The 12,320-nt window shown below is 70.1% G+C and carries 13 protein-coding genes; 4 read left to right on the forward strand and 9 right to left on the reverse strand.

Going from position 1 to position 12,320, the window contains the following annotated elements; translation table 11 throughout:
* The first annotated feature begins 182 nt into the window (after positions 1 to 182).
* Entirely contained in the window at positions 183 to 1,166 is a 984-nt protein-coding gene (locus ACWDOP_RS14465) for an AraC family transcriptional regulator (RefSeq protein ID WP_454200182.1), read from the forward strand.
* Between the two features lie 47 nt (positions 1,167 to 1,213).
* Here the strand turns inward: ACWDOP_RS14465 and ACWDOP_RS14470 are convergent, their stop codons facing one another.
* The 4 genes from ACWDOP_RS14470 to ACWDOP_RS14485 all read right to left on the reverse strand — a co-directional run bounded on the left by ACWDOP_RS14470 (position 1,214) and on the right by ACWDOP_RS14485 (position 4,279).
* Positions 1,214 to 2,107: an ADP-ribosylglycohydrolase family protein gene (locus ACWDOP_RS14470; RefSeq protein ID WP_456345447.1), complete on the reverse strand. Its 894-nt coding sequence runs from the start codon at positions 2,105 to 2,107 to the stop codon at positions 1,214 to 1,216.
* A gap of 81 nt (positions 2,108 to 2,188) precedes the next feature.
* A complete protein-coding gene (locus tag ACWDOP_RS14475) occupies positions 2,189 to 3,472 on the reverse strand; it encodes an ArsB/NhaD family transporter (RefSeq protein ID WP_456345448.1) in 1,284 nt (427 codons plus the stop codon).
* 31 nt (positions 3,473 to 3,503) lie between these two features.
* On the reverse strand, positions 3,504 to 4,007 hold the full coding sequence (locus tag ACWDOP_RS14480; RefSeq protein WP_454200179.1) for a CBS domain-containing protein: 504 nt from the start codon (positions 4,005 to 4,007) through the stop codon (positions 3,504 to 3,506).
* Positions 4,004 to 4,279: a hypothetical protein gene (locus tag ACWDOP_RS14485; RefSeq protein WP_454200178.1), complete on the reverse strand. Its 276-nt coding sequence runs from the start codon at positions 4,277 to 4,279 to the stop codon at positions 4,004 to 4,006. The genes ACWDOP_RS14480 and ACWDOP_RS14485 overlap by 4 nt, the downstream gene beginning before the upstream one ends.
* Before the next feature lie 187 nt (positions 4,280 to 4,466).
* On the opposite strand from ACWDOP_RS14485, the gene ACWDOP_RS14490 reads away from it, so the two are divergent.
* The 3 genes from ACWDOP_RS14490 to ACWDOP_RS14500 all read left to right on the forward strand — a co-directional run bounded on the left by ACWDOP_RS14490 (position 4,467) and on the right by ACWDOP_RS14500 (position 7,697).
* Positions 4,467 to 5,477 (forward strand): histidine kinase, encoded by a 1,011-nt coding sequence (locus ACWDOP_RS14490; protein WP_456345457.1) that lies wholly within the window; start codon positions 4,467 to 4,469, stop codon positions 5,475 to 5,477.
* Positions 5,474 to 6,139, forward strand: coding sequence for a response regulator (locus ACWDOP_RS14495; RefSeq protein WP_454200177.1), 666 nt, complete (start codon positions 5,474 to 5,476; stop codon positions 6,137 to 6,139). Before ACWDOP_RS14490 ends, ACWDOP_RS14495 begins: the two co-directional genes overlap by 4 nt.
* 124 nt (positions 6,140 to 6,263) lie before the next feature.
* The gene (locus ACWDOP_RS14500; RefSeq protein ID WP_456345458.1) at positions 6,264 to 7,697 is read left to right on the forward strand and encodes a TerD family protein; all 1,434 of its coding nucleotides are present in this window, start codon (positions 6,264 to 6,266) and stop codon (positions 7,695 to 7,697) included.
* Between the two features lie 45 nt (positions 7,698 to 7,742).
* Here ACWDOP_RS14500 and ACWDOP_RS14505 read toward each other — a convergent pair whose 3' ends face one another.
* The 5 genes from ACWDOP_RS14505 to ACWDOP_RS14525 all read right to left on the reverse strand — a co-directional run bounded on the left by ACWDOP_RS14505 (position 7,743) and on the right by ACWDOP_RS14525 (position 12,216).
* Entirely contained in the window at positions 7,743 to 8,903 is a 1,161-nt protein-coding gene (locus ACWDOP_RS14505; RefSeq protein WP_456345449.1) for a serine hydrolase domain-containing protein, read from the reverse strand.
* 123 nt (positions 8,904 to 9,026) lie between these two features.
* Positions 9,027 to 9,359, reverse strand: a complete 333-nt coding sequence (gene trxA / locus ACWDOP_RS14510) for a thioredoxin (protein ID WP_456345450.1) — start codon at positions 9,357 to 9,359, stop codon at positions 9,027 to 9,029.
* Positions 9,356 to 9,802 (reverse strand): MerR family transcriptional regulator, encoded by a 447-nt coding sequence (locus ACWDOP_RS14515; protein ID WP_456345451.1) that lies wholly within the window; start codon positions 9,800 to 9,802, stop codon positions 9,356 to 9,358. The genes trxA and ACWDOP_RS14515 overlap by 4 nt, the downstream gene beginning before the upstream one ends.
* Positions 9,803 to 10,088: 286 nt before the next feature.
* The gene (locus ACWDOP_RS14520; protein WP_456345452.1) at positions 10,089 to 11,831 is read right to left on the reverse strand and encodes an alpha/beta fold hydrolase; all 1,743 of its coding nucleotides are present in this window, start codon (positions 11,829 to 11,831) and stop codon (positions 10,089 to 10,091) included.
* A gap of 82 nt (positions 11,832 to 11,913) precedes the next feature.
* A complete protein-coding gene (locus tag ACWDOP_RS14525) occupies positions 11,914 to 12,216 on the reverse strand; it encodes an LmrA/YxaF family transcription factor (RefSeq protein WP_456345459.1) in 303 nt (100 codons plus the stop codon).
* Positions 12,217 to 12,320: the final 104 nt, after the last annotated feature.

Genomic DNA, 12,320 nt, shown 5'->3' on the forward strand with positions numbered 1-12,320 from the left:
CGTGCGAACGGCTTATCCTCCAGCATAACGACATTCGGAATGATCAAGACATTCTTTGCGAATACCCTGTCCGCAAGTGTCCGCTCCGGAGCACGCTGAACAAACCACTCGGTCGGGATGTGGCGAACACCCAACTGCCCGAAACATGGTTGCTGGCACAGGTGCAATGAGAAAATGCCAGCGTGGAGCAAACCGTCGTCGGCGCCGTCGAGGTCTCGTCGTCACCAACCACCCCGCCGCAGCAGGCCTTCGAACAGTGGGAGGCGGTGATGGCGGACGCCGTCGCGCCTTCGGTGCTCGAACCGCTGTCCAAGGGCCCGTGGCGCGGACAGTTGAGCAGTGCGCAGTTCGACAACTTCGCGGTCTCGCGGATGCGGGCGGGCGCGCAGCGCGCCCTGCGGACCCCGCGCCACGTCGCACGCTCGTCCGAGGAGTTCCTGCTGGTGAACATCGTGCTGGAGGGCACGAACTGGACCGAGCAGGCCGGGCGGGTCGCGGTGTCGACGCCCGGCACCATCACGTTCTTCGACAGCGGGCTGCCGCTCGAGAGCCACACCAGCAATCACAACGTCTCGGCGATGGTGCGCGCGCCCATGCAGCTCGTGCTCGATCACGCGGGGCTCAATCGCGAGCAATTACCCACCGCCGCAGCGATTCCCGCCACCGGCGGGCTGGGTGTGATCGCAGGCTTCTTCCGCAGCCTGGCCGAGTTGCCGACCGGCGAGGTGGACAAGGCCGTCACCGTGCTGGCGAGCGACGCGCCCGGCATGCTCGCCTCCGCGGTGCTGCTGGCCTCGGGGAGCGCGGCCCCCACCCACACCGAGGCCCAGGCCATGCGGCAGCAAATCCTCGCCTACATCCGCAAACATTTCGCCAACCCCGATCTGACCGTCGACGACATCGCCCGCGCGTGCCTGATCTCCCGGCGCACCCTCTACCGCGTCTGCGCCGGCTTCGGCGAGCCCGGCGGCATCATCCGCCGGATGCGCATCGAACACGCCCGCCGCCTGCTGCGCGCCGACCCCACGCGCGCGATGTCCGGCACCGCCGCCGCGTGCGGCTTCGCCAACGACCGCCACTTTTACCGCGCCTTCAAGGAGGAGACCGGCCTGACCCCGGGCCAGTTCCGTGAGCAGATCCATTGCGGCATAGCCCAACTCGACTGAGCCGCGGTCAGCTCGGCCCCGATGACCGGCCCGGGAGGATCGAGCGGTCAGCCCGCGTCCAGGGACCAGTCCGGGAGCGGTTCCCGGGCGGCGAGCCACTCGGGCGGGATGGCCGCCGTTCCGGTGTGGGCGGCGACGATGCCGCCGACGATCGCGGCGGTGGTGTCGGCGTCGCCGCCGGCTTCCACGCAGGCGGTGATGGCGGCGGGGTAGTCGGTCAGGTGGGTGGCGGCCACCCAGAGGGTGAAGGGCACGGTGTCCTGGGCCGAGACCTGCGCGCCGTTGCCCAGCTCGTAGGCCGCCTCGGCGATGGACTTGCCCAGCAGGGCTCGGGCCCGGCGGATACCGGCGGCGACGCGGCCGTCGATCAGGTACGGCTCGACCGCGTCGAAGAGTTCGTTTGGGGCGCACTCTTTTCCGCGCGTCGCGACCGCGTGGGCAACGGCCACCGCCACCGCCATCGCGCCCAGAACTGCCTCGGGGTGCCGGTGGGTGATCTCGGCGGTGAGGGCCGCCTCGGCGGCCGCGCGGTCGGGAGACTCGGCGAAATGGGCGCCGAGCGGAGCGACCCGCATGGCCGCGCCGTTGCCCCAGGAACCGCGGCCGTCGAAAGCCGCGGCGGCGGCTTCGCGCCAGGGACGGCCCCGGCGGATGTCGTGCAGGACGACGACCGTGCCCGCGCCGTAGCCGCGATAGGGCTCGCAGCGGTCGGCGAACGCGGCCGCCAACCGGTCGCGATCGACGCGGCCGTGGGTGCGCAGTTCGCGGTAGACCGAGCAGGCCATCTCGGTGTCATCGGTCCAGGGCCAGGGGCCCGCAGGTGGCCGGCCCGCACGCAGGTCGGGGAAAGAGGTTCCGGGGACGAAGAATTGAGCGCCGAGGGCATCGCCCACGGACAGGCCCTCGAGGCTGTCGCGGGCGGGATCGCTGGTGGGATTCATACGGGCGCCATCCTGCCAAGGGTGCGCGAGCGCGGCAACATTCACGGTGGTCACGCGGCCGCATGACCACCGGCGGGCGGATCAGAAGTAGCGGGCCCAGAGATACAGCCAGGCCAGGACGCAGGAGACGACGGTGACTATCACGCCGTATTTCGTGAAGTGCCAGAACGTTATTCGATGTCCGGCTCGCTTCGCGATGTCCAGGGCCACCACGTTGGCGCTGGCCGCCACGGCCGTGCCGTTGCCGCTGAAGTCGGCGCCGAACGCGAAGGACCACCACAGGGCCTGACCGGTGGCCGGGTCCGGGGCCTGGGCCGCCAACTCCTCCACCACGGGGGCCATGGTGGTGGTGTACGGGATGTTGTCGATGAAGGCCGCCACCACGGCGGAGCCGAACACCAGGATCGTGGCGGCCAGGAAGGGGTTGTGGCCGAAGGCGTCCGCGGCCGCGGTCCCGAGACGATCGATGACACCGGTGTGCACCAGGCCGGCGACCATCACGAACAGGCCCATGAAGAAGACCAGGGTGCCCCACTCGACTTCGCGCAGCACGTCGCCGATGTCCAGATCGCAGACCAGCAGCATCGCGCCCGCGCCGAGCAGGGCGATGATCGAGGGCGCCACATGCAGCACCGAATGCAGGCCGAAGCCGATCACGACGCCGGTCAGCACCAGCAGCGAGCGGGTCAGCAGCTTCGTATCGGTGATCGCCCGCCGCTCCTGCAGCGCCATCACCGCGTCGATCTGCGGATCCAGTTCCCGGAAGACGTTGCGGAACAACAGCTTCGTGCACGCCACGAAGATCACGAAGATCACCGCGACCGCCGGGGCCATATGGATCAGGAAGTCGTTGAAGGTCAGCCCGGCCCGGCTGCCGATGATGATGTTGGGCGGATCGCCGATCAGCGTCGCCGCGCCGCCGATGTTGGCGGCCAGCACCTCCGCGATCAGAAACGGCTGCGCGGGAATGCTCAGCCGGTTGCACACCACCACGGTGACGGGCGCGACCAGCAGGATGATCGTGACGTTGTCCAGGATCGGCGAGGCGATGCCGGTGATCACCATCAGCATCACCATGAGCCGGAAAGGGTTGCCGCGCGAGCGTTTCGCCGCCCAGATGGCCAGGTAGTCGAACAGCCCGGTGTGCCGGACCACCCCCACGATGATCATCATCCCGAGCAGCAGGAAGATGACGTTCCAGTCGATGCCCGCGTGCGGGTCGTAGAAGATCCGCTCCCCCGGCACCAGACCGAGCACGGCCATGAGAGCGGCCGCCACCAGCACGGTCTTGACCTTGTTGGCACGCTCGGTGGCGATGAACCAGAACGCACCGACGAAGATCGTCAGTGCCAGAATCTGATTCATCGCCGACCTCGCCGGGGAGCGTGAGCCCGGATCACTCGTCCGGCCCGGCCACGGCCAGGCTGATGAGCAGTCGTTCCAGGGTGATGGCGCCCACGAGCCTGCGCCCGCGATCCACCACGGCCACCAGCGGAGAGTGCTTGCGCGCCATCACCGCCGCGACCTCGAGCAGCGTCGCGTCCGGCCGCACGGTCGCCGGCCGCACCGCGGGCGCCGGCAGGCAGTCCCCGACGCTGGAACCGCCGGGCTCGAGCCAGAACAGCTCGGCGTGCACCTCGTCGATGGTGCGCGCCAGCGCCGGATCATTCTGGTAGGAGCTGGGAATGGCGAGTTTGAGCACCTGGGTGCCAGGCAGCACCGCGACCGGATAGTCCTGCTCGTCCACCACGATCATGCCGGGCAGCCGGTGCACGACCATGAGCCGAATGGCCTTGACCACCGGATCGCCCATGCGGACCGTCGGGAGTTGAATCGCGATATCGCGTGCTTGCATGGCGGGACCCTTGTGGGCGTACAGAGCGGTGAAGGTGGTGGTCATGGTCTGCTCCGCCGCTGGGTGAGCAGATCCAGGCGCTGTTCGAGACGGGCGAGCCGATCCGGCAGCGAGAAGCTGTGCAGCAGATCCGCGACCTGATCCGCCTCGTCGACCTCGAGCGCGATGGCATGCGCGGGTTCCTCGGAGCGGGCGTCGTAGACCAGCAGATGGCGGTCCCCGTCCGTCTCCGCCAGCACCGCGAATCGATCGCCGCCGCGTGTGACACAGTGGTGCAGCACGCCCCTGCCGGGGACCGTCGAGCGGTCGATGTCCATACCCAGCTCACCTCCCGCTGAACGAGAATCAATCAGTTTTCGCTGATCAGTCTGTGTTGCCGGGGGTTCACGGGGCTATCGGCGGGAGTAGCCATAAGGCGTGGGGAAAACTATGTAGGCCCGGCCCGCGCCGGTTGGGTGCGCGGCCTGATGGACACCGTGCCACGGTATGACCAGACTGAGGGGTATGGATCGCCCCGCCCGAGGTCTCGGCCTCTTCCGGCGGCACACCCGCACCCCCGTCGGTGCGCTGTTCCGGCGGATATTCCTCATCAACGGCCTGGTGTTCACGCTGGGCACGCTGGTGCTGGCGCTGTCGCCGGCGACCGTGTCCGCGCGGGTGCGACTGACCGAACTCCCGGTGCTGCTCATCGGCCTGGCCGTCATCCTGGCCGCCAACGCGCTGCTGCTGCGCACCAGCCTGGCGCCCCTGGACGCGCTGATCGACTCCATGCGCCGGGTCGATCCGCTGCGGCGCGGCGAACGCGTCGACAGCCCGCCCAACGGTGATCTCGCCCATCTGATCGACACCTTCAACGCGATGGTCGAGCGACTCGAATCCGAGCGCACCGCCGCCAGCGCCTCGGCCCTGGCCGCGCAGGAGGGCGAGCGCAGGCGCATCGCCCGCGAACTGCACGACGAGATCGGCCAGAGTCTCACCGTCGCACTGCTTTCCATGAAACGCGTGATCGACCGCGCCCCCGCGGAGATGACCGATGACCTGCACGGTGTGCAGGAGACCGTGCGCGGCTGCCTGGACGAGGTGCGCGGCATCGCCCGCAGACTGCGCCCGGACGTCCTCGAGGATCTCGGCTTGCACTCGGCCCTGGCCGCACTGTGCGGCGAGGTGACGGCCGCCGGTCTCGAGGTCACCCGCGACATCGACCGGCAGCTGCCGCGGCTGTCACCGGATGTGGAACTGGTCTGCTATCGCGTGGCGCAGGAGAGCCTGACCAACATCGTCCGGCACGCCGGAGCCCGGCAGGTGCACATCGGCCTGCACGCCCGGGACGATCACCTCGTGCTGCGGGTGCGCGACGACGGCCGCGGCGGTGTCCAGCGCGAGGGCGCGGGTATCCGGGGTATGCGCGAACGCGCCCTGCTGATCGACGCGGCCCTGTCCATCGAGTCGCCGCCCGGCCACGGCACGGTCCTGCGACTGGCCATCCCCCGCAACGACTTCGAGAGCCGACCATGACCGCACCCAGCGCCGCCCCCGCCCGTGTCCTGCTCGCCGACGATCACGCGCTCGTGCGCTCGGGTCTGCGGCTCATCCTCGACGCCGAACCCGACCTGAGCGTGGTCGCCGAGGCGGCCAACGGCTACGACGCCGTGCAACGGCTCGGCGAGGTGCCGGTGGATCTGGCCATCCTGGACATCGCCATGCCGCGCATGACCGGCATCCAGGCCGCGCGCGAAATCGCCCGCGATCATCCCGAGGTCCGCATCCTCATGCTCTCGATGTACGACAACGAGCAGTACTTCTTCGAGTCGCTCAAGGCCGGCGCCTCGGGCTATGTCCTGAAATCGGTCGCCGACCGCGATCTGCTCGAGGCCTGCCGCGCCACCATGCGCGGCGAGCCGTTCCTGTACCCCGGCGCGATGACCTCCCTGATCCGCGACTGGCTGCAGCGCGCCCGCGAGGGGTCGGCCCCGCCGGAGAACGTGCTCACCCCGCGCGAGGAGGAGATCCTCAAACTCGTCGCCGAGGGCCACTCCTCCCGGGAGATCGCCGCCACCCTGGTCATCAGCGCCAAGACCGTGGACCGGCACCGCGCCAACATCCTGGCCAAGCTCGGGCTGCGGGATCGGCTCGCGCTGACCCGCTACGCGATTCGCGCGGGCCTGGTCGAACCCTGAACCGCCCGCCCGCGAATCGCCGCCCGGGATCGAGCCCGCGGGGTGCGCGCGATGCCCCCGCCGCGAAATTGGATGGTTGGGCTCGGCACTCGCGGCGGCGTCGTATAGGTTGGCAGGTGTGTCGATGATGAAGGGCGCCAACGTTCCGGTGTCGGCGGGGGCGGTTCGGATCGAGTTGGGCTGGCAAGGCGGGCAGGGTGTGCCCGACGCGGACGCGTCCGCGCTGCTGCTGGTCAGCGGAAAGGTCCGTTCCGACAACGACTTCGTGTTCTACAACCAGCCGGTGCATCCCTCCGGCGCGGTGCGGCACGAAGGTAAACAGCACGGGCCCACCGTGCTGGATGTGTTGTCGGTGAACCTGTCCCAGGTCGAACCGCAGATCGAGACCATCGTGATCGCGGCCTCCGCGACCGGTGGTACCTTCCGCCAATTCCAAGGTCTCCAGGTCCGGGTGCTGGACGCGGCCAATGGCGCCGAACTGGCGCGATTCGCCAGCGCCGACGCCACCACCGAGACCGCCTTCGTGCTGGGCGAGCTGTATCGCCGCCAGGGCAGCTGGAAGTTCCGCGCGGTCGGGCAGGGCTACAACACCGGGTTGGAGGGGCTGGCAACCGATTTCGGCATCTCCGTCGACAGCGAGCCCGCGCCCGCGCCGCAGCCTTTCACCCCGCCGCCGCCGGCGCCGCAGCCCTTCACGCCCCCGCCGCCGCAGCCGCCGTACGCACCGCCGTACACCGGGCCGTCCCAACAGCAGTACGCACCGCCGCCGCCACCCCAGCAGCAGTACGCGCCGCCCCCGCCGCAGCCGTATACCCAACCGGCGCAACAGCAGTACGCGCCCCCGCCGCCGCCACAGCAGCAGCAATACGCGCCGCCGCCCCAGCAGGGATACGCGCCCCCGCCGCCTCCGCAGCAGCAGGGCGCACCGGTCAACCTGTCCAAGATCTCGCTGACCAAGGAAGCGCCGACCGTCTCGCTGACCAAGTCCGGTGCGACCGGCGGAACGATGCGGATGAACCTGAACTGGACCACCAGCCGCGGCACCGGTCTGTTCGGGCGCAAGGCCAGCAACCTGGACCTGGACCTGTGCTGCTTCTACGAGCTGGCGAACGGGTCGATCGGCTCGGTGCGCGCCCTGGATCGCAGGTTCGGCGATCTGCAGAATCCGCCGTTCATCCGGCTGGACCAGGACGACCGCACGGGTTCCAGCGCCACCGGTGAGAACCTCGACATCAACCTCGATTTCACCCGGTTCTTCCGCCGCATCCTGATCTTCACCTCGCTGTACGAGGGCGCCCGCGATTTCCGCGGCGTGCAGGCGACCGCGACGCTGTACCCGGTCAACAGCGTGCCGATCGAGATGACCCTCGACGGCTGCGTCGACGATTCCCGGGACGCGGTGCTCGCGATCATCGAGAACATCAACGGCGAGTTGGTCGTCCGGCGCGAGTGCACCTTCATCCGCCCGCCGCACGGGCAGCCCGGCGGCGGCATCACCGAGATCGTGCGCCGCTACAACTGGGCCTTCGACATTCGGGCCGGGCGCGGTAAGGACTGAATTCACCACCGGTGCGCACGGGACCGTGCGCACCGGATGCCGTGATCACCGATCGGCGCAGATCGCGGTGTCGAAGACCGATTGCAACGCGGCCGCCGCGGCGGGATCCGCCGGGCGCTCGTTCGCCAGTACCGAGACCGCGCGCCCGTCCGCGGTCACGCCGTCGTAGGTCCGGAATCCGGGTATGGACCCGCCGTGGCCCCACACCCGCGTTTCGCAGGGCACCGTCAACAGCGCGATGCCCAGGCCGTAGTCGATGCCGGCGGGGCGATTGGTGAGCGGGCGGGGATCGCGTTGCATCTCGATCACCCGCGCGGGCTCGATCAGTGCCCCGCCGAGCAGCGCGGTGAAGAAGCGATTGAGTTCGGCGCCGGTGGAGACCAGCGCACCCGCCGCGCCCGCGAAGGCGGGGTCGTAGCGCGTCATATCGGTGCGCCGGCCGTCGACGACCTCGTAGCCGAGCGGATGGGGATCGCGCAGGCCGAGCTCGCCGGGCGCGGGAATGTAGGTGCCGCGCAGGCCGAGTGGCGTCGCGACACGGGCGGCGACCTCCTCGGCGAAGGTCCGGCCGGTCACCCGTTCGATCAGCAGGCCGAGGATCAGGTAGTTGGTGTTGCTGTACTCGGCCTTCTCCCCCGGCGGGAAATGCGCGGGCATGGTCCGCACGGCGTCGAGCACCAGGTCGGCCGCGTCGAAACGCTTGTCGAGCAGATCCGCGTAATCCTGTTGCAGCTCCGGCAGTTCCAGGTATTCGGGCAGTCCGCTGGTGTGCTGCATGAGATTTCGGACGGTGATCCGGTTGCCGTCGATGCCCTCGCCCCACACCAGACCGGGCAGGTAGCGTTCCACGGGCGCGTCCAGGTGCACCGAACCCGCCGTTACCAGTTGCATGATCACGGTCGCGGCGAAGGCCTTGGTGTTGCTGCCGGCCCGGACCCGGGCGTCCGTGGGAAAGCCCGCGCCCGTGCCCACGTCGCCGACTCCCGCGGTAGCCTGCCAATCCCGGCCGTCCTCGGTGACCACGACCTGCACACCGGCGGTGCCGGCGGCGATCACCGCGTCGAGCACACGCCGCACCTCGGCCCGGGCGGAATCGGAGAGTATCTGCGGCGCTTCGGAATCCGTGCTCGTTCCGCAGGCGGTCAGCGCGCAGGCCACCGCGAGTGCACCCGCCGCCGCCCGCAGCATCCTCGGCATGGAAGTCATACCGGCAGACTCACACGGGCGCACCGGGGCGCACATCGCCCCCAGGTCCCACATCCACCCTGAGATTTCCGGAAGGCGGCCCGGGAGCGGGGCAGCGCCTCCCCGCTCCCGGACCGCGGCCGGTCAGATCACGCCGGCCAGATCCGAGAGCAGGCGGCGCTTGGCACGCGCGCCGACCATCGTCTTCACCGGCTGCCCGTCCCGGAACACCATGAGCGTGGGCGTGGACATGATGCCGTAGGTGGCTTGAATGTCGGGGTTCGCACCCACGTCGACCTTCACGATCCTGATTCGCCCGGCCCCTTCGGCCGCGACCTCCTCGAGCACGGGGATGAGCATGCGGCAGGGACCGCACTGTTGGGCGAAGAAGTCGACGAGGACCGGCAGGTCGGACTCGAGGACCTCGGCCGTGAAGTCGGCGTCCGTCACCGGAACGACCGCGTCGGTGGTGGTCATAGCACTGCTCTCCTGGTGAATAGGGCCGAGCGCGCGGTATGGACGCCGGGCGGCTCCCATTCGCACCTCGGCTGTTCGCCACGGTCGGTGGCGTCGGAATCGTTCCGGGTGAGCTGTTCGCGAATCCAGTTCCGCACGCCCTCGAGCTGTGCGATGCATTCCTCGATCTCGGCGAGCTTGTTGCGGTAGACCTCGGACGATGCCGGACACGAGTCCCCCGTGGGATTGCCCTCGCGCAGGCAGTCCACGAAGGGGCGGATCTCCTCGAGGTCGAACCCGATGTCCTGCAGGGTCCGGATCTGCCGCAGCACGTGGAGATCGTGCTCGCCGTACACCCGGTAACCGGCGTCATCACGCTGGGCGGACAGCAGACCGCGCGACTCGTAGTAGCGCAGTGCGCGGGTCGTGGTGGCTGCGCGCCTGGCCAACTCGCCTATTCGCATAGCCTGTTCCTCCTGCGTGTGATGCTCGAGATCCGATGCTAAACATTGACGCCGACGTCAAGGCAAGCCCTCGATCCCGGGAATCCGGTGGAACGCCCGGCGGGCCACCGTCGGCCCCGCGCGGCGGCCGCGACCGGGCATCGGTTCGTGTTCCCGATCGAGGCGACCGGCGGCAAGGACAGCCCCTCGGCGCCGGTAGCTCAGTGAGGGGTGGACGCGGTCTGCCGCGGAGCCGTGCCGCTCCGCCGATAGCTCAGGCATCGCCTGACCGAGCACGGGCGGGACGTCACGCGGATCGGAAAACCCGGCCATCGGCGGAAACGGGCGCGGGGTCTGCCAGTAGCCCGGCGATCAACTCCGGGTGGGTGAGGTGGGGATTGTGGCCCGCGCCCGGGACGGTCACGACCGGGTGTGCGGTGGGGACGCGCAGGGGGTCGTCCGCGCCGTGGACGATCAGGACCGGGACGCGCAGGCGGGCCAGGCGGGTCGCCAGATCGGCGCGGTAGGTCGGGGCGCTGACCGTCGACAGGGCGGACACCACGCGGGCGGACGCGCCTGGGCGGCACAGGGCCGCGTGGGCGCTCGCCGCCGCCGGACCGTCCGGAATTCCTAGGCGCGCAGCTAGTTTCGGGGCGGACAGGCGCGCGATAACCTGGGTCGTCACGGGGTTGCGCACAGTCCAGGGTGCGCGTTCCTGGAGGAAGAACGGGGAGATCAGGACCAGGCGGGAGACCCGCTCGGGGTGGCGCTCGGCGAACTCCACGGCCGCCGCCGCGCCGAGGGAATGTCCGACCAGGACCGGGCGGGTGCGGACCGGGGCCATGAGCTCGTCGAGCCAGTCGCCGAGGGCGCCGGGGATGCCGGGGCGCGGAGCCGAGCGGCCGAATCCGGGCAGGTCGGCCGAGAGTGTGGGCACGGCAAGCGCTTTCGCTGCCTCGTCCCACGAGTCGCTGTCGAGCGGAAGACCGTGCAGGAGAACATACTCGGGCTCGACGGCATCGCCCGACACCCAGGTTCCGGCCCGGAACCCGGACGCGGGGCGTTCGGGGATCGTGCCGTTGCGGGTGGCGACCACCCCGTCCGCCCAGGCGCGCAGGACGTCCGCGAACGGCCGGTGCTCGATCCCGAGGGTGCGGGCCACCGCGTCGGCGGCGCTCGTGTCGTAGCGATCGCCGGAGATGAAGCCGAGGGACTCCGGTTCGGCGCCGGTCAGCGCGCGCGGCAGGGCACGCAGCACCGGGACCGGGACGCTCAGGCGCGGCGCGGGCACGCCCAGGTGCTCGGCGATCAGGCGGATCAGGTCGGGCAGGTCGGGGGTGGCCGGGTCCAGGAGGGTGTAGGCCCGGTCCGCCGTCTCGGGCAGGGTCGCCACCCGCGCCAGAAACCGTGCCACATAGTCGATTCCGACGATCGGCACGAAGGAGTCGCGCCGGCCGGGCAGCGCGGGCAGCCGCCCCCGCCACAGCTGGTCGACCAGGTCGGAGAGTCCGAAGTACTGCCCGGGACCGAGCACCGACGCTGGGTTCGCCACGGTCAGCGGCACGCCCAGTTCGCGGGCCAGCTCCCGTAAAGCCTTGTCCGCCTCGGTCTTCGACGCCTCGTACGCGCCCGCGCGATAGTCGGCCACGGTGCCGCCCTCGGCGGTCACCCGATACCCGCTGATATGGACGAGGCGGCGCAACCCCGGCTGCGCGCTCGCCCAGCGCGCCACCTCCAGCGCGCCGGTGAGGTTGACCCGTTGCGCCCGTTCGACGTCGAGCCCGAACTTCATGAGCGCGGCGGTGTTGTAGACGTCGCGGATGCCGTCGAAGCCCACGGCGAGACCGAGATTCGGCGCGGTGATGTCCGCCGTGGCGACGATCAGACCACCCCGGTCGACGCCCTGATCGTCGAGCCAGCCGACGAGGCGATCCTGCCCGCCGGCCCGGACGGCGGCCACGACGGTGTGACCGTCCCGCAGCAGTTCGGCGACCAGTGAGCGGCCGATGAATCCGGCGGCGCCGAAGACGATGGAGTCGGCGTGGGCCATGGCGTTCTCTTTTCAGTAGACCGATTTACATATTCAGCGGTGAAGAAAACGGCCGCGCGTCGGCGGCCGGGATCGTGCGCGGTCAGACGAGGGATTCGAGGGTGTCCGCGATCCGGCGCAGGGGCCCCCGATCGCGATGGGCGCGACTCAGGATCAGCCCGCCCTCCATGAGTGCGAGCGCGGCGGTCGCGAGGCGCTCGGGTTCGGGATGCCCGTACGCGGTCAGCCGGGCGCGCAGCAGACTCTCCCATTCCGCGTACGCCGCCGAGCAGGACCGCTGCACGACGCCGTCGGCGGGCGGCGCGTCCAGGGCCACACCCGCGACCGGGCAGCCCGCGATCCAGCCCGAGGATTCCAGGCGGTCGCCGAGCAGTTCGACCAGCACCTCCAGGTAGACCGCGGCACCTGGAACCCGGCCCCGGTCTTCAAGCTCATCGCCCAGCGCGGCCGCGTCGAGCGCGCCGAGATGGAGAAGACCTTCAACATGGG

It is taken from the genome of Nocardia sp. NPDC003693 (assembly GCF_053981095.1).